Below are 24,081 nucleotides of genomic sequence, written 5' to 3'. Positions count from 1 at the left end.
TTGCCCCCGTCCGCGCGAGGCGAAGCCTCGTCACGTCAGCGCAACGCACTAAGCGCGTTGCGCTGGGCATCAGCACCGGGATGCCAGGACCACACGATTTCGCCGTGCGCATCAGGTTGTTCGTCGGCATGAATGATCACGCTGCAACCCGATCCGCCCACCGCATCCCACCCCGCGTGTCGTGACGATCGCGATACGCCCCTCGTGCCGAGGCGGGACGAGCGGATAAGATCATGATTTCCGAAAAAGCGAAAGAAGGATATTTTTGCGCGAGGGACTGGACAGGCCAAATCAGCTTGAAAAGGCTGCCGAAAATGACTGTTGGGCGCAAGCTTTGTCGGTTTCAATCGGCGGCGCAAACTGCGTTGACGGCCATTGGCAAGAAGCTCGGATGAGCGAAGCGATATCCGGGAAAACGCGTGAGACCCCCGATGTTGCTAATGCTCACCCGGGCTACGCAGCTCGCTAACAGTTGCGCTCGACGAGATCGGACCAGAACGGAACGTACCTGATCTGATCCGGCCACGGCCGATGTCCCCAGCCGTTGAACTCCCGCTCGAAATAGTCCTCCAGGTTCGCGCCGTAATGAATCACGTCGGCCTGGTAGACAGAGAACACGGGATTGCCGGACTCGTGTGGCTGCTCCGGAAGATAGCGGTGGCTGAGCAAGGGGATCAGCTTGGGCGCGCGCGAGAGAACGGAGCGGAGCACTTCGGCGCGTGCCTCCGGGTGGTCAGGCCTCTCTCCCCATTCGGACCACCATAGCGCGTTATGCTCGATATCGAAGAGCAGCCCCTCGAGGGGCCACTCCAGCATGCTGCGAATGGCGGCTTCGTCGGCCCAGTCATGGCCGCGCACCGGTCGGCGCTCTCTCAATAGCGCGACGAGATCGGGTGGGAAGACCAGGCCGAATTTCGCCTGCGCATCGTCGAGTTCGGCCTGCGTATAGCCTCTGGTCCAATGGTCCAAGTTCATGCTGCGCTCTATGGCTTCGGGTCCCAAGGCTGCCGTGCGGCATGATGGATATGAAGTATCTCGATCGTGTCGTCGGTCGCGCGATAGAAGATTTCGTAAGGGGAGCGTCCAAGCGGAATAACGCGAACATCGGGGCGGGCCGGGAGCCGCCTTGCGCTCGTGGGCCAGCGTGCAATGTGGGCAACGACACGTCAGATGCGCCGCTCGACAGCCAGCGCGACGGTCGGATGGTGGAGCATGAGCCAATCGGCGATTGCGGCGAGGTCGTTGAGGGCTTCGTCGGTATAGACGACCTTCATCGCGTACGGAATTTGGCGAAGGCATGCAAGCGCGGTGTCGCCGCTTGCGTTTGATCGTGGGATGGAGCTCGCAATGCGGGCCGGGTCCGGCGGTCCTACTGATAAAGTGCACTGTCACCCGCAATCCCCGGCGCAAATCAGTTGGACGGCCGCGTCTGCGGTGCGGACCGGCATCTCCCAACCGGCGCGATGCCGGTGGTCTGTCATTGCGAGGAGCGCAGGCGACGAAGCAATCCAGGCTTGCTTGCCGGCTCCGGATTGTCTGGCGCGGGTCGTACTTCACCTGGGCGAAATGGCGCAGGATGAGGACGGCGGCCGGCCGACCGCCGACCTTAGCACACTGACTGCCACGGGCTCGCAAGGTGGAGCGAACGTCCGCAGCTCGCCCGTGGTCGATGGGATCAATGTGGTTGATCTCGATCAAAGGTCGCGGCGAGGAAGCGGGGCAATCTCAACTGGAAGATGCATGCGGGAGAACGCCAGTGCGTGCTTGTCTCTTTGGGTTGGCTGTCGTGATCGCTCTTCTGGGGTCGTCCTCGGCGCGCGCGGGCTGCTGGCCGAGCGAAACCTTTCCGATCTTCTGCTGGCTCGATACGAAGGGGGAAGGGTGTTCGGCGCACCACGCGCTGACCAGCGCCAAGGTGGTCATGTACCCGTACCCGAAGCAATCGATCTATGAGTTCGAAACCACCCATTGGTGGACCGGGCCTCCTCAGACGGCTTGCCCGCCGAGCAAGACGGTCAAGTTCACCGGCATTTGGGACCGCGAGACGGGCAAGGCGGAGGAAACGGCGTCCACCGGTTGGTCGTCATGGTCGCGTTACATCTATTGCAGCAACAACCCATGGACCGGACAAGGCCCGCCCACAGTGCCGATCTGTTCGGGGCCGGCCGGCGATGCAAATGTGGGGCAGCCAGTGACCTCGGCGATGCTTTCGCAAAGTCAGAGAACGAATTTTCTCTATGTCCAGGAGCCGCTACACACAAAATGCCTGCAGGTCGAACCCGACCCGATGGGCGCGGCATGGCTTACGGGAAGCTCGATGGTCAAGGTCGTCGTCTCGCACCATGAATTCCAAAAAATCGAATGGCACTTTTTCTTCCTGGACTTCTATTCGTTCGACCCCTGGAAGGAAGTCCCCATGCCGAAGTCCAAGGTGCCCTTGATCGCGACGAAAAAATACACCGAGCGTCGCATCGCCACGACGACGGGTCGGTTCTGGCTGAACAAGAAAGGGCGTTGGATGATCGTCGCGATCCCGAAGCCGACGTCGGTCGCCGCGCAGCTCGTCGGAACGACCGTCACCAACGAATGCCCGGGCGCGCGATTCAACATCCAATGAGGGAAGGGTCCGCCACAGGTTGATTGGACGAACCGGCTGGAGCCACGGGCGTAACCGCGCGAGCTCACGCGGAGGAAGCTGTTCGACTGCCTTTTCGATATTTTCAGCTCTCGTTATGCCGGAGACATAGCGTTGGCGTGCGAGAAGAAAGCGTGAAGCAACGGCAATCGAAGCCGTTGCGGGGGATAGGCGGCCGTCGTCGCGCGTCCGCATGCACCGAAGTTAAGTGCACTGTCAACGTAACTCTCATTCCTTTGCCTACCCGATCCTAGTCGTCGGGCGTGCAGACGCGCAGACGATGCCCATCGGGATCGACCGCAACGAATGTGCGTCCGAAAACCGCCACGCTCGGTTCCTGCTCGATGGATACGCCAGCGTCGCGCCAAGCGGCGTATAGACGGTCTACCGCAGCGTCATCGTCCACCATGAATGCAAGTTCAGAGCGATGGCCCGTTCCGGACGATACGAAGTTCGCCGCCTTCGTGGACCAGAGGCCAAGATATAGGCCATTGGTAAACTCGAAGGCGACATAGGTCGGAAATGATGCTGCAGGCGCTCTACCCAGCAGCTTTTCATAGAACGCACGGCTGCGTGCCGGGTCTTCAACGTAGAGAAGGATGAGGTTCGGAGTTGCCATCGAAAGTTGTCCTGCTGCGATGTTGCAGGACGAATATATGCGACGCCGGTGCCAAAAACTGGCAGCATGCGTCATGGCCAGATCCGAACGATTGCTGTCTCTCCTACAAGTGCTCCGGCGACACAGCCGCCCGGTGAGCGGAGCACGATTAGCCCAAGACCTCGGCATCAGCATTCGTACGCTTTATCGGGATATCGCATCCCTACAGGCACAAGGAGCGAACATCGAAGGCGAGCCGGGCGTCGGCTATATCCTTCGACCGGGCTTCATGTTGCCGCCGCTGATGTTTTCGCAGGAGGAACTGGAAGCCCTGATGCTTGGATTTTCTTGGGTGGCCAAGTTTGCCGATGAACCGATAACAAAAGCCGCATCAAATGCCTTGGCAAAGATCACGGAGGTACTTCCGGAGAGTTTGAAGGATGAACTGGAGAGTTCGGCCCTTCTCGTCGGGCCAAGAACGATCGAAGATGTCGAAGCGATCGAGCTCAAGATCGTGCGGACAGCGATCCGCAATGAACAGAAGCTCCAAATAGCCTATGTTGACGCGGCAGGAAACCAGTCCGACAGAACTATATGGCCTTTCGCTTTGGGTTATTTCCAAAAGGTTCGGATCCTGGTCGGCTGGTGCGAGAAACGAGCAGACTTCCGGCATTTTCGGACAGACAGAATAATGGCTCTCAAGAATCTTGCAGAGCGCTATCCAAAGCGCGGTGCGATCATGCTTCGAGAATGGCGCGAAACGCAAATCGATGCGGACTACGTGCCAGACCCCTGAGAATGCAGGGCACGAAGATCGCGCCGCTACTCCACATCAAAAGAAAGAGCAGGCGCGCCGCGATGCTCATTGCAAGATCCTGATCGCCGAAAGTAATCGCCCGTGAAGAACTGGGAAGGTTCTGATCTGGTCTAACTCAACGGGGCAGGTGTGAAGTCTCAGCAAATCGTCTTCTACGAGGGCGAGACGGCCAATGGCGGTTTGGCATCCAAGCTAGCAGTCCGACCTTTGAACGCGTCGACCAAAGGCGGATTTGTCATTCCACAAACGAAGATGGCGCCGCGGAGGTCAGTAGCGGATGTCTATGGATATGTCCTCGCGGCCGGCATCCATCATGCGCCATCGATCAAGGTCGTCCAGTCGGCGAAGGTCATCGAGAACCCCGCCGATGCAATCGTCGTTGCGGTACGGCATGCCCAATTTGTAAAAGGGGCTGGCCGATCATGTTGCAACTGCAGCGCAATGGCCATGGCATTGCAAGATGAAGCTCGATCGCAACGAGAGGCCCGTCGATGTCGGACTGCGGCGACCATAGAGCCGGAGACGCAGCAACAGGTCGTCTTGCCGATTCTCGCGCAGGCATCAGACGCCGGCGAGCGAGATTCCGTCGACCGGTCCACACCGAGGCCAGTCACCTCAATTCGGATCGTCCAGCAGGGATCTGCGGACAGCATCCTCGGAGAGGAGCCGGTCGAAATAGGCGATCGTCCTGGTCAGGCCTTCGGTAAGGCCAATCCTTGGCTGCCATGACAGGACAGCTTCGGCGCGCGTTATGTCGGGCCGTCGCCGACATGGATCATCTACCGGTCGCTCCCCGCATACGATAGCAGACCGCGAATTGCACAACTCGATGATGGTCCTGGCGAGTTCCTGGATCGAGATCTCGGCGGGATTGCCGAGATTGAGCGGTCCGGTCACATCGTCCGATGTCGCGGCGAGGCGGACGAGCGCATCGACCATGTCGTCGACATAGCAGAACGAACGCGTCTGCGATCCGTTGCCATACAGGGTGATCGGCTTGCCGAGCAGCGCCTGGACGATGAAGTTCGAGACGACGCGCCCGTCGTGGGGGTGCATGCGAGGCCCGTAGGTATTGAAGATTCTGGCCACCTTGATCTGTAAGCGATGCTGGCGCCAATAATCGAAGAACAGCGTCTCGGCGCAGCGCTTACCTTCGTCGTAACAGGACCGCGGACCGATCGGATTGACGTTGCCCCAGTAGTCCTCCGTCTGTGGGTGCTTCTCCGGGTCGCCGTAGACTTCCGAGGTCGACGCCTGAAGGATCATGGCCTTGAGCCGTTTCGCCAGCCCTAGCATGTTGATGGCGCCGTGAACGCTGGTCTTGGTCGTCTGCACGGGATCGTGCTGGTAATGGACCGGCGAGGCCGGGCAGGCGAGGTTGTAGATGCTGTCGACCTCGACATAGAGAGGAAACGTCACGTCGTGCCGAAGCAGCTCGAAATTCCTATCGTCGAGAAGGGGCTCGATATTGCGGCGTGTGCCGGTGAAGAAATTGTCGACGCAGACGACCTGGTGACCGTCAGAAATCAGTCGCTCGCACAGATGCGAACCGATGAAGCCGGCGCCGCCCGTGACCAAACTGTTCTCGCTAATGCGCCCGGACGCTCTTCTCGACACGATCCTTACTCGTTAGAATGTTCTGTACCCAATAACAACCATAAGATGAGTCGAAGGGCAAGGCGACGGTCCTGCGGATCGTCGGCACAAGGAATGAACCGGCCGATGGTGAATTATCTTTCGCGATGCTGGCCGCCGTTTCATCCGCCTGCCGGCGCGCGGGTCTGATTCCATGGCGCGCATTCTCTATGGCGTGCACGGGACCGGCCGGGGCCACGCGATCCGCGCCTTGACCTTGGCGCAGCATTATTCCCAGCACGACTTCCTGTTCGTCTGTCACGGAGAAGCGGCGCGCCTGCTCGGGGGCCAATTCCGGGTGTTCGAGTGTCCCAATCCGGTCACGCCCGTGGGCTCGCATCGGGTCGATGCTCCGGCGGCGTTGCTGCGTACCGCAGCGACACTCAGCAATGGCGCGCACTGGCGCCGCCGGGTCGAGCAGGCGGCCGAGGCCTTCGCCCCGGACGTTGCCATGACTGACTACGAGTTTTTCGTGCCGAGGGTGGCGCGCAGGATGGGAGTGGCCTGCCTGTCGCTCGACAACCAGCATGTCATCACCATGGGACGGATCGCATGCCCTCTGGCCCAAATGTCAAGCCGGCTAGCGACGGCGGCGGCGGTCCGGCTTCTGTTCAGTTCGGCGGACCAGTACCTCGTCTGCAATTTCTTCGACGTTCCCGCGCGGGCGACGAGCCCCTGGCTTCGACAACTGCCGCCGCTGCTGCGGCGCGACGTCGTTGCGCGCCGGCCGACGGCGGGTGACCACGTCGTCGCCTATCAGGGCTATCCGACGTTCCCGGCCTTCGTCGAGCATCTCGCCGCGCTTGGCCGGCCGGTCCGTGTCTACGGCCTGGGCGAGCGCTGCAGCCTGGGGCGCGTCGTCTTCAAGGCATTCGACGAGCAATCGTTTCTCGATGATCTGGCATCCTGCGCCTTCGTTGTCTGCGGCGGCGGCCATACGCTCATCTCCGAGGCGCTGCATCTCGGCAAGCCGGCGTTGTCGATTCCGGTCCGCGGCGCCTTCGAGCAGTTTCTCAACGCGTACTATTTGGAGCGGCTCGGTTACGGCATGCGTGCCGATCTGGCGACTTTCTCGTCGCGGACTCTGCGCGAATTCGAGGTGCGGCTGGAGAGCTACCGCGATCGGATCGGTTGCGGAGATTTCTGCGGCAACGATGCGGCCTTTGCCGCGATCGATGCGTTCATCGACGGCCGTTGGCGCCGCTCCCCGCGCTCCGGGCCTCGAGCACGGACTTGAACAGCGTTTCATAGGCTTCGACCACGCGATCCGAGCCGTATTGCGACAACGCGCGGCTCGCGCCCCTCGCGGCAACGCGGGCCCGTTCCTCGGGATGGGCGACGACATGGCCGATGATCTCGGCGAGCGCGTCGGGATTGCCGGGCGGCACCAGCCAGCCGTCGACGCCGGAGGTGATCAGGCTGCGAAGCCCGTCGACCGGCGAGGTAATGACCGGTTTGCCCATGGCCATGGCCTCGAGGACTGCGAGCGGCAGGCCCTCGAAATAAGTCGGATGAACGAAGATATCCATCGCGGCGATCCAGTCGCGAACGTCGCCGCGGTCACCGGCGAAGACCACGCGATCGGCGATGCCGAGCGCGCGCGCCTGCTCCGTGAGTTGCGCGCGATCAGGTCCGTCGCCGACCAGCCAGAGGCGAATGTCCGAACCAGCCAGCTTTGCGAACGCTTCGAGGAGATCGGGGTGGGCCTTCTGTGGGTGCAACCGTGCGACCATGCCGAGGATGGTGGCGGCGCCGCCGCCATGGTCCCGGCGCAGGGCGGATGCTGCAACGGAACGGTCACGGTCGTCCGCATCGACCCCGTTCGGAATGACCTGAACCTGGTCGCGCCGGACACCTTCATGCGCGAGCGAGAAGGGGACGATTTCGGCGCTCTGGAAGGCTACGCGGTCGGCCCAGGCCGCGGTCTTGCGATCGAACCACAATTGCAGCCGTGGCTTGTCCGCGTAGCGGGCGGTCACGGTCGAGACGATCGGGGCGATGCCGGCGACGCGGGCGGCGGTGCGTCCGATCAGATCGCCCCACGGGAGTTCGGTATGGACGAGATCCGGCCGGCGCCGCCGCAATTCCGCGGCGAGGTGCCAAAGGCCGATCAGGCCGTACAGGCGCGGCCGCCCGACGATCTCGACGCTGGCTCCGGCGGCGCGCATGGCAGCAACGACCTCTTCGTTGAATATCTCGTTGAGGCAAATGATGTGCTGGATGTGGCCGCGCGCCGTGAGGCCGGCCACCACGCTCCGCAGCATGGTTTGAGCTCCGCCGCGATCGAGATTATCGAGGATATGAACGATCTTCATCGCAACGGGGCTCCCACGCGTAGTGCCGCGTCCTTCAGGCCGTTGCGATACAATGTCGCGTAGGCATCCGCCATGCCATCCAGTGAGAAATGCTTGCGAACGTGCCGCAAGCCTGCCTGGCCGATGTCGGCTGCCCGGGCGGGATCCGCCAGGATATCCATCATGCAGCGTGCAAGAGCGTCGGCGTCGCCCGGCCTGACCATCCAACCGGTCTTGCCGTGGATCACCAGTTCGCGGATGGCGTCGACGTCGGAAGCGACCACCGGTCGGCTCGCGGCCATGGCTTCCATCAGCGCATTGGGCATGCCTTCCCACAACGAGGGAAGCGCGAAGAGATCGACGGCGGCGAGGATGTCGCGCACATCGCGCCGGGTGCCCGCGAAGCGGACGGACGCCGTTATACCAAGTTCGCCAGCTTCGCGCTCCAACGCCGCTCGACACTCGCCGTCGCCGACGAGCCACAGAACCGCGCCGGGGTAGCGCTCGCGAACGAGACGGAAGGCGCGCAACAGATATTGTTGTCCCTTGGACGGATGGAGGCGGGCGACGGTCGCGAGCACGGTCGCTTCCGGGGATGTCTGCAGTTCCCTGCGCACGTCGCCGGGTGGCCGGCGCGCCGTCGTGATCGAAACGCCGTTGGGAATGTAGACGACCTGGCCTGCGCGTATGCCCTCGTGGCGGATCGCAAACGGCACCGCCTCGCGGTCATTGAAGACGACCGCCCTGGCCAGATGTGCGGTGCGGCGATCAAGCCACCTCTGCCAGCTTGGCTTGTCGACGTTCCGGCCGCGGATGGTGGAAAAGATCGCCGGTACCCCCGTCAGCCATGCCAGCGAGCGGCCGATCATGTCGGAGGTCGGCAGCGCCGTCTGCACGACCTGGGCCGGCCAGGTCCGGAGTTCCTGCGTCAGGCGCAGCAGTCCGGGTCCTGCCCACAGGCGGCCTTCGCCGATGATTTGAACTTCGGCGTAAGGCGCCAGACGTTCAAGGATTTCGGGATGCGCAATCGCACGCATGCCGTAGACGCGCACCGCGAAACCGCGCGCGGCCAGTGCCGGCACCAGAAGAGTCAGCCAGTTCTGGGTCCCGCCGACCCCAAGATCGTCGATGAAAATCGCGAGATTGATGAGCTTCTGCATTGCGGCTCAGTGAGTCTACGCTTCGTGACGATAGTACCGCGTCGGCCGGTCAGGGCATCCACACGGCATTGTCCGAAACGGTCATTGCTGCGAACCTTGACCGTATTCGGCCGTGGCCCGCAAGAGCGTCGCGAAATGTGGATGGCCGGGGGCGTTTTCAGGACATGCTCGCCAAGATAGTATAGTTTTCGTATGTCGAGTGTTGGCGGTAAGGGGCGGCTGCCGGCATTACGGCTTCGGGGACTGTGGTGAGAACGATTCCTAGGAAGGACCGTCCTCCCGAGTGGAACTGCTGCCAGGGGCGAAGCGTGGTAGTTGGGGTCATTGACAGATATCTGACACGGCAGATTTTGCTCGCTTCGGTAGTCGCCGTCGCGGTTGTCGTCGGACCGGTGATCCTGATCTCTCTGATCAGCCATCTGGGCGAAGACGCGCTTTATACCAGCTTGGTGTGGCCCGCGCTCGCCAGCACCGGGCCGATGATCCTCTTCCATGTCCTCCCGGCGTTGGTTGCGATCGCGATCGTCTGGTCCTACGGCAGGTTTGCCGCAGATGGGATCTTGATTGTGATCTATTCGAGCGGTCGCTCGACCTTCGCTGCGCGGTTGCCCGGCTTTGCCGTCGCATTCGCCGCGGTGGTGCTTGGCTATTTGCTGACCTGTTGGGTCGTTCCGCTAACCTCAGGGCACCTCCACGACGTGCTGTTCTCGCTGCGGCGCGGGGTAAACCCGGCGCTGCTCAAGGTTGGCGTTTTCAATCAGTTCGATCATGGTCGCCAAGTCTTCTATTTCAGGAACTACATCAAGGGCAACGAGCTGGCCGATGTCTTCGTCCGGCAGGCGATGTCCGACGACGAGGAGCGGGTCTACAAAGCGCGTTACGCGGTGTTCGAAAGGCAAGGGGACGAAAGCGGCATAGTGCTGCTCGACGGGACCGTTCAGAGCTTGCGGAGCGGACGGTCCGAGGTCAGGAGCGTCGCCTATACTCGCATATTCGTCCCGCTGAACGAATATGGCTTTGGAGGGGTCAAGCGTGACTATACGATCATCGACGAAGTGCCCCTGCAGGACTTCCTCGACGGCCGCTCCAAGGCCATGGCCGATCCGGGGACGGCGCGCGAATGGATTCATGAGGCTCTCAACCGCCTGGGAATCCCGCTTCTCGCACTCCTCCATACCTGGCTCGGCCTCGAACTGCTTCCCGTCTGGCGCAGCCTCGGCGATCGCCGAGGGCCGCGTGCCTGGCTCGTCTGCGCCGCGATCGGGGCGCTGCATTTCTTCATGGTGCTCACCATCGAGCAGACGCTGGTGGACTTGCGGACGACATGGGCGGTCGGCGGGCTCCTTCTGGCCGAGCTGGCGCTGGCACTCATCCTCGCCCTCAGGCGCCGCGGCGGGGCGATGGCCGCACCGTCCGCCGCGCCTGCCGTTTCGATGCGGCTCGGAATGACCGGCGTGCCGGCACTGCACGCCGGACTAGCTTTGTGGGACGGGGGCGCCGCCGCTCTCGTCAATGGACCGCACGATGAATTGTCGAACGCGATCGCGCCGCCATGTCCTTGACGGTTAGTTCGGATGACTCATCGGATTACTTAGACGGATCGGCTTATGGATAACGGTGGAAACGGAATATTGGCGCGTGCAGATCGCCTCGGCAACTCGCTGGAGAGGTTGGCCGATTCGCGAACCAACCCGCTGAGCATTGTCGTCGATGATGTCGTGGACACCGTCACCGCTGTGGTCGCAGGCCGCCGAACCTTGATGTTCGGTACCAACAGCTATCTTGGGCTCAACTTCAATCCGGCGTGCATCGAGGCTTCGGTCGAGGCAGCGCGACATTACGGGACGGGCTCCACGGCTTCTCGGGTCGCTGCAGGCAATCACCGTCTCCACGTGATGCTCGAGGAGGACATCGCGACCCTCTATGGTCGGCGCGACGCGGTGATTTTCAGCACGGGATTCATGGCCAATCTGGGCGTGATTTCGGCGCTCGCCCGCAAGGGCGACATGATCTTCGTCGATGCCCATTGCCACGCCAGCATATTCGATGCCTGTCGATTGAGTGGCGCCCAGGTGGAGAGCTTCGCTCACAATGACCGCAGCGATCTCGATAGCCGATTTGCACGCAGCAACGTTCCCGGACCGCAGACGTTGGTGATCTGCGAGGGGCTCTACAGCGTTCGAGGCGACCTTGGCGAGCTCAAGGGCCTGACGACCGTCGCGCGGCGCCATGGAGCGGTGGTCATCGTCGACGAGGCCCATTCGCTCGGCATCTACGGGCGCTACGGCCGCGGCATCGCCGAACATCTCGGCGTCGAAGCCAATGTCGACGTAATCGTAGGCACCTTCAGCAAGAGCCTTGGCGGAATCGGCGGTTATGCCGTGAGCGATTCGAGCGCGTTGCGCGCGCTGCGCTTCATGAGCAGGCCGTATCTCTACACCGCATCGCTCCCACCTCCGATCGTGGCGGCGGCGCGGCGGGCGCTTCACCTGATCGGCGCGGAACCGAAATTGCGAGACGACCTCTGGCGCAACGCGCGAGCCATGCATGACGGCCTCGCCAGGATCGGCGTCCGGCCTTGCGCGGACCCCGGCCCCGTGGGGAGCATCCGGATGCCCGGGTTGGCCGCCGGCTATGAATTCTGGAAGGCGCTGCTCGACCGCGGCATCTACGTCAATCTGCTGGTGCCGCCAGCGACACCCGACGGAGACGTGGTGTTGCGCTTCAGCGTCTCCGCTGCCCACACGCCGGACCAGATCCGGGCGGCGGTCAACGCCGTGGCCGAGGTGTCGAAGTTGGTGAAGCTGGCCTGATTGGAAGACGATGCTGGCGCCGCACGGCGTCGCGGCTTCGGATCGGGCTTGATGGGACGATGACGGTCGGGAAGTCATGGCAAAGACGAGCAGCCTGGGGATACTAACTGCGGCGCGCTACGCGCGACGAGTCCTTCCGCATCCATGGATCGCAACCAAGCTGATCCAGATGGAAGCTGACAAGCGGATTTTCAGCAAGTTCCGGATCAGTCGTACGGAAGGCGAGGCCGGTAGGATTCGTCAGGCGAGCTTCCGTCTGACCGACCGCTGCAATCTGCGCTGCCATACCTGCGGCCAGTGGGGCGACAATGGCTATCTGCTCAACTCCAGCCTCCGGAATCTGAAGGAGCGCGAGATCCCGACCGATCGCTATCTCGAGTTGCTGCACGACCTCGTCGACCATGGTCATGGTCCGCTGGTCTATTTCTGGGGCGGCGAGCCGATGCTCTATGACGGCATCCTCGACCTGATCGAGGGGGCTACCGAACTCGGGCTGCCGGTGAGCATCGCGACCAACGGTACGCGGGTGGCTGCCTCCGCCGAACGGCTGGCCAAGGCGCCGCTCTTCCTGTTGCAGGTGTCGGTCGACGGTCATCGCGCTGACCTGCACAATGCGCTGCGACCGGCCGCGGGGGGCGGCGGCGACAATTTCCACGAGCTTTGCCGCGGGCTGGATGCGGTCGCCGAGGCACGGGCGAAGCATGGCCGCGGGCTGCCCTTCATCGCCGCCTTGACCGTGATTTCGCAGGCCAACTGCAAGCATCTGGTCGACATCTACGATGCCTTTCGGGACAAGGTCGATCTTTTTGTCTTCTATCTGTCCTGGTGGATCGACCAAGGTAACGCGGAGGCGCACGAGAAGGATTTCTTCCGCCGCTTCGGCTTCTATCCGACCCGCCATCGCGGCTGGGTCGGAAGCTGGAAGCCCAGCAGCACGGAGGCGCTGGACGATCAGCTACGGGCGGTGATGGAACGATCGTCCGGCTGGTCATCGCCCGCGGTCGCGTTGATTCCGCCGATCTCCGGCTCGGACAAGCTGACGACGTATTACACCGACCATCAGGAGCACTTCGGCTATGACGAATGTGCGGCGATCTTCCAGGCGGTCGAGATCAACAGCAACGGCGATGTCTCGCCGTGCCGCGACTACCACGACTACGTCGTCGGCAACGTCAAGACGTCGACGATCACGGAATTATGGAATTCCGAGCCATACAGGCAGTTTCGGGCGAGCATCGGTCGCGACGGGCTCATGCCGGTCTGCGCCCGCTGTTGCGGTCTGATGGGGTACTGAGCGGCGGCGGTCGGCAGGAGCGGGAGGGAGTTCATGGCAGCGACACGATGCAACGTCCTCCTCGTCTATCCTCGCTTCGATCTGACGTCGTTCTGGAGCCTGACGACGACCTGCCGGATCGCGGGCAAGCGGCGCATGGAGCCGCCGCTCGGCCTGATCACCGTCGCGGCGATGCTGCCGAAGGAATGGTCGGTCCGCCTCATCGACCGCAATGCGGAGGAGGTCGGCGAATCCGATCTCGCCTGGGCCGACATGGTCATGACGGGCGGCATGATCCCGCAGCGAGCCGATACGCTGCGCCTGATCGAACTCGGTCAGTCCCGCGGCAAGCCGGTCGTCGTCGGCGGGCCGGACATCACCTCCAGTCCGGATGCCTACAGTCATGCGGACTTTCGCATGCCGGGTGAGGTCGAAGCGACGATGGCCGCTTTCATAGAGTCCTGGAATGCGGGCGAGCGCCGCGGGTTGTTCGAAGCGGAGAAATTCACCGTCGATGTGACCAGGAGCCCGCCCCCGCGTTTCGACCTTCTCAAGCTCGACCACTATCTGGCTTTGTCCGTCCAGTTTTCGCGGGGTTGTCCGTTCATCTGCGAGTTCTGCGACATCATCGAGCTCTACGGACGGGTGCCGCGCGCGAAGACCGTCGAACAGCTGCTCGGGGAGCTGGAGAGCCTCTACCGGCTCGGTTATCGCGGCCATGTCGATTTCGTCGACGACAATCTGATCGGCAACAAGAAGGCGGTGAAACAGTTTCTGCCGCATCTATGCGCCTGGCAAAAAGCGCACGGCTATCCCTTCACGTTCAGCACGCAGGCCTCGATCAACCTCGCCGACGACGATGTCCTGCTGCACCTGATGCGCGACGCCAATTTCGGGGCGGTCTTCATTGGGATCGAAAGCCCCAACGAGGACGCGCTGCTGTCCGCCCAGAAGAAGCAGAATACGCGGCGCAATCTCGCCGACTGCATCCACAAGGTCTACCGTGCCGGAATGTTCGTGACCGCAGGTTTCGTGGTTGGGTTCGACGACGAACGCGAGCGGATCGCCGACGAGATGGTCTCCTGCATCGAAACGGCCGGGCTGCCGATCTGTATGGTCGGCCTGCTGACCGCGCTGCCGCAGACCCAGCTCTCGCGACGACTCGAACGCGAGGGGCGGCTGAACCCTGAGGTCGATTTCAGCTTCGTCAGCAGCGCCGATGGCGGCGATCAATGCACCGAGGGCCTCAATTTCCGAACCGCCCGGGCGCGGCGCGACGTGTTGGGCGACTACCGCTCGATATTGGAACGGGTCAATCGGCCTGCGGCCTTCTTCGGGCGGATCCGGGCGGTCGCCCGCCTGCTGGTCCCGGCTCGCATCAATGCCTCGGTGCCCTGGCGGGTGGTTTTGAACGATGCGGCGACGGTCATACGCCTGCTCTGGTTCCTGGCCGCGCGGCGGCCGGAACTCCTGGGCGGATTCCTTGCGACCATCGCCGAATGCGCAATCCGCAATCCGAGGGCGCTCAAACAGGTGGTCTCGCTATTTCTGCTCTACCTCCATGTCGGGCCGTTCTCCAAAGAGGTGATCGCAAGCCTGAACCGGCAGATCGGATCAATCGATGCCGGCCTTGCGCGGCGGCATGAACCGCCGGCGGCGATCGGTCAGGCGCCGGTCCGATCGGGCCTCTGATCAGGTGGTCTTGGCGGGAACGTCGAACGGCAGTCCGGCCCAGGTCACGCGGCGGTCGACCAGCGCCTTCAGCCACATTACGGGAATGAGGACTTCCCGGCACAATCCAGAGAGTGGGGACATCCAGGACCAGCCCCAGCCTTTAGCCGCGAAGAAGATGACGTCGAGCAAGACCCAGCCGAGCAGGGTCGCGCCCGCCATCAGCCACCATGGCATTCCGAAGGCTGTAGCGCCCACGGCACCGCACAGGGCCGTGAAAGCGCCGCTGACCAGCGGTTCGGCGCAGAAGGCCAGCGGCGCCTGGATTCGACGAATGACCATCCAGCGCTGGTGGCGGTCCCAGACTTCGCTGAACGGCCGCCGGCCGATCGGCTGATGGATCTCCTTGGCGGCGAACACCGTTCGCAAGCCGAGGCGTGCCAGCCCTTGCGACAGCGCGTGATCGTCGCCGAAGGCCGAAGCCATCAATCCGATGCCGCCCGCCCGCGCCAGATCTCGGCGGTCGAACAGCATGACCTTGCCGAAGCCGACGTCTGCGCCGGCGACGGACAGTGCCAGCGTCAGCGGAGCGGCCTGCCCATTGAGGAATGCCCGCTCGAGTTCGGCGGCGAATCCGGTCGGGGCGACGGCAACTGGGATCGCGCAGACGAGGCCGACGCCGGCGGTCAGGTTCGTCATCAGATCGGCGAGTTGGTCGGGGCTCAGGAGAATGTTCGAATCCTTGATCAGGATCAGGTCGTGCTGCGCCGCTGCGATCGCCGGCGCGAGATTGCTGACTTTCGGGTTCGGAGTGATGCGCTCGTTTCCGGTCAGGATCCGCGCGCCGACCGCCGGGAATTGCGCAGCGACCTGCCGGGCGATCTCGATCATCGGCGAGCGGTCTTCCGCGGCCGAGACCAGAACCTCGCTTTGCGGATAGACTTGCGCGAAGGCGGATGCGAAGGCCGCTTCGGCGTCGAATTCCAGCCGGCGGATTGGGATCACGATCGAGACCGGTGGTCGATCATGTCGCGTAGCCAATTTGCGCCGTAAGCGAGGGTGCGCCAATGCGGCAGAGATGGTCGTGATGCGAAGAGCGCAGGAGATCGCCCACCATGCAGCTGCGGCGACTGGGAGCATCGAGAGCGCGTCCATCGCCGGCGCCTGTCACTCGTTGTAGAGTTCGGTGCGCTCGGGCACGTCGACATGGACTGCGGCGAACGCAAGGTCGGTCAAGCGCCGCGGCAACAGGCGGGTCAAATGCAGACCGAAGGCCAGCAGGCGGGGGAATGCGATGACCGCATCGCCGCGCTCCAGCCGCCGCCGTATGATGGCGGCCGCACGGTCGGCGCTCATGATGAGGGGCTTCGGACAGACGGTGTCGCGGTTGAGTGCCGTGTCGACGAATCCAGGCGCAATGGTGCTGATGGTGACGCCCTGGGCGGCAAGAGTAGGACGAAGCGACTCGGCATAGGCGTGAAGGCCGGCCTTGCTGGCGCTGTATGCCGGACAGGAGGGCAGGCCGCGCAAGGCGCCGATCGACCCGATGACGGCGATCGTCCCGCGCCCGCGCATGCACATCCGCTCCGCCAGGGGATCGATGGTGTTGATGGCGCCGATCAGGTTGATTGCGATCACGTTGCGCACGACGGCCGGATCTTCCCGCAGCCGGCCGATGCCGAGCCCAGCGGCGACCCCGGCGCCGGCGATCGCAAGCCCGATCGGGGCGGCGTCGTCGATGGCGCGGATCCATCCCGCCATTCGATTGCGATCCCGGACATCGATCGACGCGGTCGAGACGGCTGCGCCTTTGGCCCGGCACAGTGCTGCCGTTTCTTCCAGGCGGCCCTCGTCCCGGCCGGACAGCGCCATGTGAATGCCTGGCGCGGCATAGCTCATCGCGAGCGCGCGGCCGATGCCGCTGCTGGCTCCGGTGATGACGATCGAGCGGGGGGCGGACATGATGTGCGATCCTCAGCCGTCGTGGCGCGCCGCGATTTCAGCGACGCATGCTGCGTACCCCGCATCGGTCGAGACGATGACGCGCAGGATCAACTGCTCGGCGCGACCGCTACCCGGCACGTCCGATGGCATTCGCTTGACAACACGGCCAGAGAAGAGCAGGCGGCTGCCAACTGGAACGGGCAACAGGAAATTGCCATGGATGCGATTGATCCGCAGTGCCGGTATCCAGTCGCGGAGCGCGCCTTCGATCTGCCCCATCGCCAGCATGCCGTGGATAATCAGGCCGTCGAGACCTGCGGCGCGAGCCGTCGCGGGATCGCTGTGGAGCGGATTGTCGTCGAGCGATGCCGCCGCATAGCTCTCGGTCTGCGCGATGTCGATCGGCCCGGTCTCGATCACCGGAAAGCTCGAGTCCGGCATCGGGCGCGAACGGAGTGCTGCGTCGCGTGCTGCGTCGGGACGAAACGTGCGCAACAGCGTGTCGAGCGTTGTGACGATTCTCCCTTCGGAATCGCACACGGTCCCGCGCAAGAGCGTCCGGTCCGTTGGGGTCCGCTCGCGACGGGCTTCGACTGCGAAGCCGTAGTCGCGATCGGCGCCGAGGCCTTCATGATAGGTGAAGGTCTGCGATTGCTGCACGACGATTTCATCGGTGAGCCCGAGCCTGCCGATCACGGTTGGTCGGATTGCGGGAAGGCTGAGCCAGCGGATCGGAAAGGCAAACGGTACGGGGCCGAAGCCGCGCCGCAGCCCCAGCGCGGACACGAAGGCAGCGACGTCCGCCGTGTCCGTGCGGACCGCAATCGGACCGATGCTGATCTGGTCCTGCGCGCTGCCCGGCCCGCTCACATCAGATCCCTCAGGGTCAATCCGCCCGCGCGACGGCGAGGCATGCGTTGACGCCTCCGAAGGCGAAGGAGTTCGAGATGGCGACGCGGATCGGCATCGCGCGCGCCGCGTTGGCGACCGGGTCGATGCCGCATTTCGCATCGGCACCAAGCCAGTTGATGGTCGGCGGCGCAACGTTGTCGCGCATCGCCATGATGGTGATCGCCAGCTCGATCGCCCCGCCGGCGCCCAGTGCGTGGCCGTGGATCGGCTTTGTGGACGACACTGCGAGGCGTGGCAGCCGTTCGCTGAACACGCGCTGCAGCGCCTCGGCCTCGGCGATATCGTTGGCGACGGTGCCGGTGCCATGGGCGTTGACATAGTCGATATCGCCGGGCGTCAGCCCGGCGTCGGCGATGGCCTGTTCCATCGCGGACCGAGCGCCATTGGGGTCGGGACGAACGATGTCGAAAGCATCGCTCGACGTGCCATAGCCGACGATCTCGGCCAGCGGTTCGACGTTGCGTCGGCGCGCGGTCTCGAGTTTTTCGATCACCATGATGGCGGCGCCCTCGCCGAGCACCATGCCGTTGCGGCCCGTGGAGAAGGGCCGACAGGCATCCGGGGTCAGCACTCGCAGCAATTCCCAGGTGCGGATATTCAGCGCGGTCATCGACGATTCGCTGCCGCCAACGATCGCCCGCTCCACCGCGCCGGACCGGACCAGCGAGGTACCTATTCCGATCGCCTGGGCCGATGAGGCGCAGGCGCTTGTGATGGTGAAGGTCGGGCCGGTGCAGCCGTAGCGTATGCTCAGGTGCGAGGTGGCGGCGCTGCTCATGATGCGCGGAATGGCCAGCGGATTGAGACGGGACTTCGTCGCGTAGGCGCTGTAGCACTGCTCGTCGATGGTGGTGATGCCGCCGACGCCGGTTCCGAGAATCACGGCGGTCGTCGGACCCTGGCGCTCCTCGCGCGCAAGGCCAGCCTGGGACAGGGCTTCGTCCGCAGCGACGATGGCAAGCTGCGCGTATCGGTCGCAGAACGGCAGAACCTTGGCCTCGACATAGCTCTCCGGGGCGAAGGATTTGATCTGCGCTGCGAGCTTGATCTGGTTCGAGCCCGGGCGCTCGAATTCGAGCGGTCGCACGGCGCTCTGTCCGTCGCGGGCTGCCCGCCAGAGGGCGTCAATGCCCTTGCCGGTCGCGCAAGCCGCGCCCATGCCAGTGACGACGACGCGAGGGCGCGACACGTCAGCTGCGCTCCACCAGAATGCGGGCTTCGATCTGTTGCACGAATCCGCTCAGGTCCTTGACGTCAGCGATGCCGCCGTCGATCGGCACATAGACGCCGAACTTCTCCTCGATCGCCATCAGGATCATGACGACGTCGATGGATTGGATCTCGAGACTCTCCAGCGTCGCATCGGGGGTCGTCTTGGCCGGGTCGATCTTCCCTTCGCTGATGATGACTTCAAGGATCTGGTCGGCCAGGGAGGCGGTAAGAGCGGCCTTTTCCACATTCGATTGAGTCAATCGTGCCTCCGATCGCGTGTCCGGTTGTGCTGCCTGGTTGCAGCAATTTCAAGTCAGTCTACAATGCTCTTCTCGTAGACTCCATAGGTGTGCGATTGTCGCAATCCGATCCGCGTCAGGGATTGCGCCAGAGGGTTGTCGTCGAGAACCCACCCGGCTATTGCCCGGTCGATGCCCAGCGTCGATCCGCGCTTCCAGAGCTCCTCGACCATGACGGCCGCAATCGCCGCGCGGAGAGCGCTGCTGCGGTATTTCGAGGCCATGCCGAGCAGCACAATTCTGAAGGAACGATATTTTGCGCGTCTGATGCGGATCAACAGCTTGAGCCAGCCGACGAGGCTCGGGGCAGGCCCGAGCCCGGCGGCGACATCGAACAAATTGGGAATCGCCAGCATGAAGGCTGCGGGCTCGCCATCGACCTCGATGAAGAATCCAGCGTCGGAAAACAGCATCGGCTTGAACTGGGCAGTCAGTGCGTGAACATCGGACTGCGTGGTCGGGGTGAAGCCCCAATTGTCCTGCCAACCATCATTGAAGATCTGCCTCGCCAGCTCCATGTCGGCCTCGAGGGCGTCGAGGTGAATGTCGCGCGTGGTGATGCCGGCGTGACGTCGCATGGAGGAGAATCGTTCGAAACGACTCTCGGTGCCGACGTCCATTCTATTGTACTGGAAGCAGAGCAACGATCGGACGAGCGCGTATCCGGCGTCGCGAACGCGACCATCGAGATAGTCGGGATGCCATGGGAACAGCGTCATCGGCGGCTCCTGTTGCCCTTCCAGGAGGAGGCCAGATTCGCCATTGATCGACAGCAGGAATGGTCCCCGAGCCACCTTGCGCCGCTGCTGACGCAGCCAAGCCTCCGCGGCCACGAACAGCGCGTTGACGACGTCGCCGTCGTCGATCGCGTCGAGACAGCCGAACAGTCCGATGTCGGCCGCCTCCGGCCCGACGGCAGCATGATCGATCTGGGCTGAGATGCGTCCCTGCGGCCGACCATTCCGCATGGCGATCCAATAGGCTGCCTGCCCGTGCGTGAAGAATGAGTTGTGGCGGGGATCGAGCATCTGCCGCCGTTCGTAGTCGAGCGGAGCGACGAAACCCGGCATCCCGTTGTAGATCACTCGCGGCAGGACGATGAAATCGTGCAGTTGCGCGCGGGTGTGGACCTGCTCGACCGTCAGCGGCGACGAGGTCGTGCGGCGATGCACCACGGCGGAAGAGGAGTGGCTGTTCCCGCCGATTGCGGTCATGTGCGGTCTCGGGGCAAGGCAGCGGGAGGGGGGCTGCCGTGGCGGTCGGGCCCTTCAGCGCCACCGCCGAGGAACCAAAGCCACTGGGCCGCGGTTCGAGCCGTATTATAATGTGCGCGCATCTGGGCATGTCCCTGACGCGCAACGCGATCCAGCTGCACATCGTCGTTCCAGATCTGCCGAATCGCGTCGCGCCATTGATCCGCGGTCTGCGCCGACGGCACGCCGCAGATCTCGCTGAAGGCGACAACATCCGGCGACCGGGCGTCGCCGATGGCCGGACATCCCCGGGCGAACAGGCCACGCATGCGGCCGGCAGACTTGAGATAAGAATCGGGAACTGACGGCCGCGCCGGGACGATGCCCAGCCGGGCCTGGGCTGCCAGCGCGCACAGCGCTTTGGGCGACCAAGCGGTGTAGCGGACCGGCAAAGCGCCCCACTGTTCGTTCCGCTCCGGAAGGTTCGTGAGGATGACGAGTTCGGCATCGGTGTCGCGGCCCAGCGAAGCGAGCGCGTCCTTCAGGGCGACGAGACCATCGAGGCTTTCCCGCGTACCATGCCACAACAAGAGTGGCGCTCGTTGCGAGGGTGCCGCAGCGTCGAGCGCGGCGCCACCGCTTTCGATGAGATCGACCGTTTCGGTCTCCTCAATGAACCAGGTGCGGGGATGGGCAGTCCCTAAGAACGATGCGAATACCGGAGAGGAAACCGAGACGACATGAGCGAAGCGGTCGAGATCCGCCCAGACCCGGTCCGCGTCGTCGGGCTGCAGCAGGACGGTACGATGCGGTGAGCACAGGCCACGCGGCGGGACGGCCTTGAGGCAGAGCAGCCAATCCACCGGCGCGGCGGGGAGGTCTCCGGCATCGATTTGCCAAGGCAGGCCGAGAGCTGCGACTTGACGGCGCAACTCCGGTACGACCCGATCGACATGGATGGCGGTACTGGGCCACGGATTGGGTGTCCAGAAGTGAATGCGGAGTGGCGCGCGGAGCGGGTCGGGCGGCGGTTCCTCCGGGACAGCCACGAACTGGCCCTTCGTCCGTCCGCCGTGATGCGCCGCCAGCATTTGCCGAAAGCGAAGCTTGGCTGGCAGAAGCGGCGCCCAGCGGGGCAATGTGTTGTCCCAGATCAAGAAAGAATACCGATACGAATTGTATTCAATGATTCTGTCGTTCTTCTCTACCGTTCTTCGCCCCGGATTGATAGATATCGGACCTCTTCAAGGTTGCAATTGCCAGAGCCTGCTCGTTGATATTTGATGGCATGGCCTTCGTCCGCAGTCTGCGCAGATGCCATCACCCGCCATCAAAGTCGAGAACGTCTCCAAAGCCTACACGGTCTGGTCGTCGCCGGCGGCGCGCCTACATGGGCCGCTGCTCGGGCGACTTGGCCAACTGCCGTTCCTGCCGGCCGCGGCGCGAGATACCTGCGAGCGATTGTCGCATGGCGCAGTTCGCAACTACTACGCCCTGCATGACGTCTCGCTCGAGGTGCGGCGCGGCGCCAGCGTCGGTATCATCGGCCGCAATGGTTCAGGCAAGAGCACGCTCTTGCAGCTGCTCGCTGGGACGCTGACGCCGAGTCAGGGCGAGATCGCCGTCGTCGGCAGCATTGCCGCCATGCTCGAGCTTGGCAGCGGCTTCGATCCGGACTTTTCGGGGCGTGAGAACGTCTATCTGAATGCGGCCATCCGCGGTATGAGCCGGCGGCAGACCGACGCGAAATTCGACGAAATCGCCGCGTTTGCGGACATCGGCGATTTCATCGACCAACCGACCAAGACCTATTCCAGCGGCATGATCGTCCGTCTGGCGTTCGCCACCTCCGCCTGTCTCAAGCCGGAGGTGCTGCTGGTCGACGAGGCGCTGAGCGTCGGCGACATCTTCTTCCAGCAGAAATGCATCCGCCACATGAGGGAGGCGATGGCTGATGTCACCAAGGTCTTCGTCACGCACGACCTCCAGGCGATTCGCAGCGTGACCGAATACGCCTATGTGCTCGACCGAGGCGAAATCGTCTTCGCCGGAAACTCAAGGGATGCAGTCGATTTCTACATCAGGATGTCGCACCGCGTCTCCGACGGGCGCGACCGTTCCGTGGCGGACGCCGGCTCCGCGGCGCTCGGCAGGCGCTCTGCGCCGGGCGCGGACATGGACGCGGACAGGGTCAAGCGGCTGCCATGGATTGATCTCAAATCGTCGCAATTGAGCGGGGCGGGGGACGTTCTGATCAGGCGGGTCGCCGTCACCAAACCTGATCTTGCTCCGGCCGGTACGGTTCAGGCGGGGGACCGGATCAGCGTCGACCTGTTGCTGGGGTGCGCCGCAACGACGACGCACGTGATCGTCGGCTATCTGCTCAGCGACCGTCTCGGCAATCAGATCTGCGGCGAGAACAGTTGTAGCCTCGCCCGCGGCCTCGTCGCACTCGATCCCGGCGAACACCTGGTGCGGCTCGAATTCGTCTGGCCGGAAATCCAGCCGGGCGACTACACCCTCACGGTCGGCATTGGCGAGGGGACGGATCCGCTGCGGCACGTCGTCCAATGCTGGGCTCATAGCGTCGTCAAGCTCAACGCCATCAGTCCTGGTCGGGCGATCCACGGCATCTTCAACAACCCCATAACGAAGCTCGACATCGCGCCGCTTGGCGGTTCCGCGGCCCGGCCAGCCCCCGGTTCGGCAGCGCCTCCATCAATCCGGTGGCGTATGGCCGAGCCCGCGCGCTCCGCCGACCTGTCGCAGCAACCAGCCTGGGTCGTCAGCGAACCAGCTTACGAGTCGGATGTCCTGAACCCCCAGCTTGCGATATCCCCCTGGCAGGGGCACCGCGACTTCGCGTACGACCTGGTCGGCTTTGCGCGGCCGCGCCTGATCGTCGAACTCGGCGTTCACTACGGCTGCTCCTATTTTGCCTTCTGCCAGTCGGTCAAAGATCGCGATCTGCCGAGCCGGGTCGTCGGCATCGATACGTGGGAAGGCGACGAGCACTGCGGCCACTATGGCGGCGAAGCGTACGAGACGGTCGCGAAGACGATGGCCGCCTCGTTCGCCGACGATCGCTTTGTGCTGCATCGCGCCCGCTTCGACCAGGCGACGGAAGCGTTCGACGACGATTCGATCGATCTGCTGCATATCGACGGCCTGCACACCTATGACGCTGTTCGCAGCGATTTCACCACCTGGTTGCCGAAGCTTGCCCGGGACGGAATCATCCTGATGCACGACATTGCGTCGTCATCGGGTTACGAGTCCGCCCGCTTCTGGGCAGAGATCAAGCAGCGCCATCCGCACTTCGAATTCCTGAACCGGTGGGGGCTCGGCATCCTCTTTCCCAAGGGCGAGCGCTGGTACCGCGCCGGGCTCGCGGAAGGCGTGCCGGACAAGATCCGCGGCTATCTCTACCGCGGCGAATGGCTCGTCGACCGCTACCGCGCCTCCATCGACTTGCAATGGCAGAGGGGGCAGACCGACCGCTGGTGGCAGGAAAGCGAGAGATTCAAGCAGCGCGTCGGCGAGCTGGAAAGACGGCAGCCTTCCGGCTGGTTGCGTGCGTTCGGCATCGTTCGCCGCTCCGACGGTGATTGACGGGATGGATTGG

Annotated in this window: 22 protein-coding genes; 9 read left to right on the top strand and 13 right to left on the bottom strand. The window is 63.6% G+C overall.

Annotated elements, in window-relative coordinates:
- The first annotated feature begins 233 nt into the window (after positions 1–233).
- The gene (locus QXZ85_RS28715; protein ID WP_315703651.1) at positions 234–395 is read left to right on the top strand and encodes a hypothetical protein; all 162 of its coding nucleotides are present in this window, start codon (positions 234–236) and stop codon (positions 393–395) included.
- Between the two features lie 70 nt (positions 396–465).
- Here the strand turns inward: QXZ85_RS28715 and QXZ85_RS28710 are convergent, their stop codons facing one another.
- On the bottom strand, positions 466–975 hold the full coding sequence (locus QXZ85_RS28710) for a hypothetical protein (protein WP_315729189.1): 510 nt from the start codon (positions 973–975) through the stop codon (positions 466–468).
- An 8-nt stretch (positions 976–983) separates the two neighbouring features.
- Positions 984–1,151: a type II toxin-antitoxin system RelE/ParE family toxin gene (locus QXZ85_RS33880; RefSeq protein WP_409977512.1), complete on the bottom strand. Its 168-nt coding sequence runs from the start codon at positions 1,149–1,151 to the stop codon at positions 984–986.
- A 533-nt stretch (positions 1,152–1,684) separates the two neighbouring features.
- On the opposite strand from QXZ85_RS33880, the gene QXZ85_RS28705 reads away from it, so the two are divergent.
- Complete coding sequence (locus QXZ85_RS28705; protein ID WP_315703653.1) at positions 1,685–2,617, top strand: hypothetical protein; 933 nt, start codon at positions 1,685–1,687, stop codon at positions 2,615–2,617.
- A 268-nt stretch (positions 2,618–2,885) separates the two neighbouring features.
- Here QXZ85_RS28705 and QXZ85_RS28700 read toward each other — a convergent pair whose 3' ends face one another.
- Positions 2,886–3,254, bottom strand: coding sequence for a VOC family protein (locus tag QXZ85_RS28700; RefSeq protein ID WP_315704268.1), 369 nt, complete (start codon positions 3,252–3,254; stop codon positions 2,886–2,888).
- Positions 3,255–3,327: 73 nt separating this feature from the next.
- Between QXZ85_RS28700 and QXZ85_RS28695 the strand changes: the two genes are divergently transcribed.
- Complete coding sequence (locus QXZ85_RS28695) at positions 3,328–4,029, top strand: YafY family protein (RefSeq protein ID WP_315703654.1); 702 nt, start codon at positions 3,328–3,330, stop codon at positions 4,027–4,029.
- Positions 4,030–4,665: 636 nt separating this feature from the next.
- Here the strand turns inward: QXZ85_RS28695 and QXZ85_RS28690 are convergent.
- Positions 4,666–5,628, bottom strand: coding sequence for a UDP-glucuronic acid decarboxylase family protein (locus QXZ85_RS28690; protein ID WP_315703655.1), 963 nt, complete (start codon positions 5,626–5,628; stop codon positions 4,666–4,668).
- 211 nt (positions 5,629–5,839) lie between these two features.
- Here QXZ85_RS28690 and QXZ85_RS28685 point away from each other — a divergent pair, with 211 nt between their 5' ends.
- Positions 5,840–6,922, top strand: a complete 1,083-nt coding sequence (locus tag QXZ85_RS28685) for a glycosyltransferase family protein (RefSeq protein ID WP_316175371.1) — start codon at positions 5,840–5,842, stop codon at positions 6,920–6,922.
- Here QXZ85_RS28685 and QXZ85_RS28680 read toward each other — a convergent pair.
- Positions 6,867–8,000, bottom strand: coding sequence for a glycosyltransferase (locus QXZ85_RS28680; RefSeq protein WP_315730909.1), 1,134 nt, complete (start codon positions 7,998–8,000; stop codon positions 6,867–6,869). The two genes, QXZ85_RS28685 and QXZ85_RS28680, sit on opposite strands and share 56 nt — an antisense overlap.
- The gene (locus tag QXZ85_RS28675) at positions 7,997–9,139 is read right to left on the bottom strand and encodes a glycosyltransferase (RefSeq protein ID WP_315743422.1); all 1,143 of its coding nucleotides are present in this window, start codon (positions 9,137–9,139) and stop codon (positions 7,997–7,999) included. The genes QXZ85_RS28680 and QXZ85_RS28675 overlap by 4 nt, the downstream gene beginning before the upstream one ends.
- A gap of 308 nt (positions 9,140–9,447) precedes the next feature.
- Between QXZ85_RS28675 and QXZ85_RS28670 the strand changes: the two genes are divergently transcribed.
- From QXZ85_RS28670 to QXZ85_RS28655, 4 genes are all read left to right on the top strand, one after another.
- Positions 9,448–10,701: an LptF/LptG family permease gene (locus QXZ85_RS28670; RefSeq protein WP_315703659.1), complete on the top strand. Its 1,254-nt coding sequence runs from the start codon at positions 9,448–9,450 to the stop codon at positions 10,699–10,701.
- Positions 10,702–10,770: 69 nt separating this feature from the next.
- Positions 10,771–11,952: a pyridoxal phosphate-dependent aminotransferase family protein gene (locus tag QXZ85_RS28665; RefSeq protein ID WP_315729193.1), complete on the top strand. Its 1,182-nt coding sequence runs from the start codon at positions 10,771–10,773 to the stop codon at positions 11,950–11,952.
- Positions 11,953–12,028: 76 nt separating this feature from the next.
- The gene (locus QXZ85_RS28660) at positions 12,029–13,246 is read left to right on the top strand and encodes a radical SAM protein (RefSeq protein ID WP_315768896.1); all 1,218 of its coding nucleotides are present in this window, start codon (positions 12,029–12,031) and stop codon (positions 13,244–13,246) included.
- A gap of 33 nt (positions 13,247–13,279) precedes the next feature.
- Positions 13,280–14,917, top strand: a complete 1,638-nt coding sequence (locus tag QXZ85_RS28655; RefSeq protein WP_315703662.1) for a B12-binding domain-containing radical SAM protein — start codon at positions 13,280–13,282, stop codon at positions 14,915–14,917.
- On the opposite strand, the gene QXZ85_RS28650 is transcribed toward QXZ85_RS28655, so the two are convergent.
- From QXZ85_RS28650 to QXZ85_RS28620, 7 genes are all read right to left on the bottom strand, one after another.
- Positions 14,918–15,901, bottom strand: a complete 984-nt coding sequence (locus QXZ85_RS28650; protein WP_409977504.1) for a glycosyltransferase family 21 protein — start codon at positions 15,899–15,901, stop codon at positions 14,918–14,920. It abuts the gene before it with no gap.
- Positions 15,902–16,063: 162 nt separating this feature from the next.
- Entirely contained in the window at positions 16,064–16,858 is a 795-nt protein-coding gene (locus QXZ85_RS28645; protein ID WP_315703664.1) for an SDR family NAD(P)-dependent oxidoreductase, read from the bottom strand.
- Between the two features lie 12 nt (positions 16,859–16,870).
- Positions 16,871–17,710, bottom strand: a complete 840-nt coding sequence (locus tag QXZ85_RS28640) for a MaoC family dehydratase (RefSeq protein WP_315743426.1) — start codon at positions 17,708–17,710, stop codon at positions 16,871–16,873.
- A gap of 16 nt (positions 17,711–17,726) precedes the next feature.
- Positions 17,727–18,941 carry a beta-ketoacyl-[acyl-carrier-protein] synthase family protein gene (locus QXZ85_RS28635; RefSeq protein WP_315703666.1) on the bottom strand — a complete coding sequence of 405 codons (1,215 nt, stop codon included), beginning with the start codon at positions 18,939–18,941 and terminating at the stop codon, positions 17,727–17,729.
- Position 18,942: 1 nt separating this feature from the next.
- On the bottom strand, positions 18,943–19,224 hold the full coding sequence (locus tag QXZ85_RS28630) for an acyl carrier protein (RefSeq protein WP_315703667.1): 282 nt from the start codon (positions 19,222–19,224) through the stop codon (positions 18,943–18,945).
- 53 nt (positions 19,225–19,277) lie between these two features.
- Complete coding sequence (locus QXZ85_RS28625) at positions 19,278–20,477, bottom strand: hypothetical protein (protein ID WP_315768898.1); 1,200 nt, start codon at positions 20,475–20,477, stop codon at positions 19,278–19,280.
- Complete coding sequence (locus tag QXZ85_RS28620) at positions 20,474–21,613, bottom strand: hypothetical protein (RefSeq protein WP_316175375.1); 1,140 nt, start codon at positions 21,611–21,613, stop codon at positions 20,474–20,476. The genes QXZ85_RS28625 and QXZ85_RS28620 overlap by 4 nt, the downstream gene beginning before the upstream one ends.
- 157 nt (positions 21,614–21,770) lie before the next feature.
- On the opposite strand from QXZ85_RS28620, the gene QXZ85_RS28615 reads away from it, so the two are divergent.
- Positions 21,771–24,068, top strand: a complete 2,298-nt coding sequence (locus tag QXZ85_RS28615; protein WP_316175377.1) for a class I SAM-dependent methyltransferase — start codon at positions 21,771–21,773, stop codon at positions 24,066–24,068.
- Positions 24,069–24,081 lie beyond the last annotated feature (13 nt).

The organism is Bradyrhizobium sp. SZCCHNGR1005, from assembly GCF_032489995.1.
Lineage (GTDB): Bacteria > Pseudomonadota > Alphaproteobacteria > Rhizobiales > Xanthobacteraceae > Bradyrhizobium.
Note: the sequence above shows the minus strand (reverse complement) of the source record. Positions and strands in the feature narration are given on the sequence as shown.

Coding starts and splice junctions, on each gene's coding strand:
- QXZ85_RS28710 (WP_315729189.1), bottom strand. CDS start 975: ATGAACTTGGACCATTGGACCAGAGGCTATACGCAGGCCGAACTCGAC.
- QXZ85_RS28625 (WP_315768898.1), bottom strand. CDS start 20,477: ATGACCGCAATCGGCGGGAACAGCCACTCCTCTTCCGCCGTGGTGCAT.
- QXZ85_RS28675 (WP_315743422.1), bottom strand. CDS start 9,139: ATGCAGAAGCTCATCAATCTCGCGATTTTCATCGACGATCTTGGGGTC.
- QXZ85_RS28615 (WP_316175377.1), top strand. CDS start 21,771: ATGCCATCACCCGCCATCAAAGTCGAGAACGTCTCCAAAGCCTACACG.
- QXZ85_RS28645 (WP_315703664.1), bottom strand. CDS start 16,858: ATGTCCGCCCCCCGCTCGATCGTCATCACCGGAGCCAGCAGCGGCATC.
- QXZ85_RS28655 (WP_315703662.1), top strand. CDS start 13,280: ATGGCAGCGACACGATGCAACGTCCTCCTCGTCTATCCTCGCTTCGAT.
- QXZ85_RS28660 (WP_315768896.1), top strand. CDS start 12,029: ATGGCAAAGACGAGCAGCCTGGGGATACTAACTGCGGCGCGCTACGCG.
- QXZ85_RS28700 (WP_315704268.1), bottom strand. CDS start 3,254: ATGGCAACTCCGAACCTCATCCTTCTCTACGTTGAAGACCCGGCACGC.
- QXZ85_RS28695 (WP_315703654.1), top strand. CDS start 3,328: ATGGCCAGATCCGAACGATTGCTGTCTCTCCTACAAGTGCTCCGGCGA.
- QXZ85_RS28685 (WP_316175371.1), top strand. CDS start 5,840: ATGGCGCGCATTCTCTATGGCGTGCACGGGACCGGCCGGGGCCACGCG.
- QXZ85_RS28680 (WP_315730909.1), bottom strand. CDS start 8,000: ATGAAGATCGTTCATATCCTCGATAATCTCGATCGCGGCGGAGCTCAA.
- QXZ85_RS28715 (WP_315703651.1), top strand. CDS start 234: ATGATTTCCGAAAAAGCGAAAGAAGGATATTTTTGCGCGAGGGACTGG.